This window comes from Roseomonas sp. TAS13 (assembly GCF_001950415.1).
GTDB classification, from domain to species: domain Bacteria; phylum Pseudomonadota; class Alphaproteobacteria; order Acetobacterales; family Acetobacteraceae; genus Roseomonas; species Roseomonas mucosa.
The window spans coordinates 1-1,296 of sequence record NZ_BDLP01000655.1 but is presented as its reverse complement, the minus strand read 5'-3'; the positions used below and the strand labels follow the sequence as shown (position 1 = coordinate 1,296).

The 1,296-nt window shown below is 72.8% G+C and carries 2 protein-coding genes; both read right to left on the bottom strand.

What is annotated here, in order from left to right:
* The coding region (gene fmt, locus ROTAS13_RS24570; RefSeq protein ID WP_075823671.1) for a methionyl-tRNA formyltransferase at positions 1-728 on the bottom strand (728 nt) is incomplete at its 3' end.
* A gap of 17 nt (positions 729-745) precedes the next feature.
* A complete protein-coding gene (gene def / locus ROTAS13_RS24565) occupies positions 746-1,279 on the bottom strand; it encodes a peptide deformylase (protein WP_226946104.1) in 534 nt (177 codons plus the stop codon).
* Positions 1,280-1,296: the final 17 nt, after the last annotated feature.

Sequence of the window (1,296 nt, the reverse complement as noted above, 5' to 3'; positions counted from 1 at the left end):
GCCAGCACGCGGATCGCATCGCCCCCGGCCTCGAACTGCGTGCCGGGCCAGGGCGTCATGGCCCGCACCCGCCGGTCCAGCGCCGCCGCATCCTCGCGCCAGTCGAGCCGCGAATCGGCCTTGGCCAGCTTCGGGGCATAGGTCATGCCCTCTGCCGGCTGCGGCACCGGGACGGGGTTCTCCGCCAGCGCCCGCAGCACCAGCCGGGCCCCGATCTCCGCCAGCCGGTCGTGCAGCACGGCGGTGGTATCGCGCGGGCCGATCGGCGTGGCCTCGCGCAGCAGCATGGCGCCGGTGTCCAGCCCTTCGTCCATCTGCATGATGGTGATGCCGGTCTCCGCATCACCCGCCAGCACGGCGGCATGGATCGGCGCCGCGCCCCGCCAGCGCGGCAGCAGCGAGGCATGGATGTTCAGGCAGCCGCGCCGCGGGGCCTCCAGGATCGGCTTCGGCAGGATCAGCCCATAGGCCGCGACCACGGCGGCATCGAGGTCCAGCGCGCGGAAGGCCTCGTGCTCCGCCGTGTCGCGCCGCAGGCGGGCGGGGTTCCGCACCGGCAGGCCGAGTTCCAGCGCCGCGCGGTGGACGGGGCAGGGGGTCTCCCGCTGCCCGCGCCCGGCGGGGCGGGGCGGCTGGGCATAGACCGCCGCCACCTCATGGCCCGCCGCGACCAGGGCGCGCAGGGCCGGCACGGCGAAATCCGGGCTGCCCATGAAGGCGAGGCGCATCGGCGGGGCCATGGGGCTCAGTCCTCGCGCTGCCTGTTCTTCTGATCCTTGTTGAAGCGCCGCAGCAGCATGTTGCGCTTCAAGGGGGAGAGGTGGTCGATGAAGAGCACGCCGTTCAGGTGGTCGATCTCGTGCTGCAGGCAGGCGGCCATCAGCCCCTCGGCGGTGATCTCCCGCCGCGCCCCTTCCAGGTCCTGCCAGCGGACCTTCACCACTGCCGGGCGCTCCACCTCGGCATACTGGTTCGGGATGGACAGGCAGCCTTCCTCCCGCAGTGCCACCTCGCGGCTGGCCTCCACGATCTCGGGATTCACCATCACATAGGGCTGGCGCGTGTCGTCGGGCTGCAGGTCCACGACGATCAGGCGCAGGCTCTCGCCAACCTGCGGCGCCGCCAGGCCGATGCCCGGCGCCTTGTACATGGCATCGAGCATGCGGTCGGACAGGTCACGGACCTTGCCGGCGTCGGCCGGCCCGACCGGGCGGGTCCGGGCACGCAGGCGGGGATCGGGGATCAGGAGGATGGGCAGGGGAGGGGCGTCGTTCGCCATGATGCCCGGCATCTAGC

What these genes read in the sequence shown, in the direction of transcription:
- def (WP_226946104.1), bottom strand. Translation starts at nt 1,279, where the DNA reads ATGGCGAACGACGCCCCTCCCCTGCCCATCCTCCTGATCCCCGATCCC.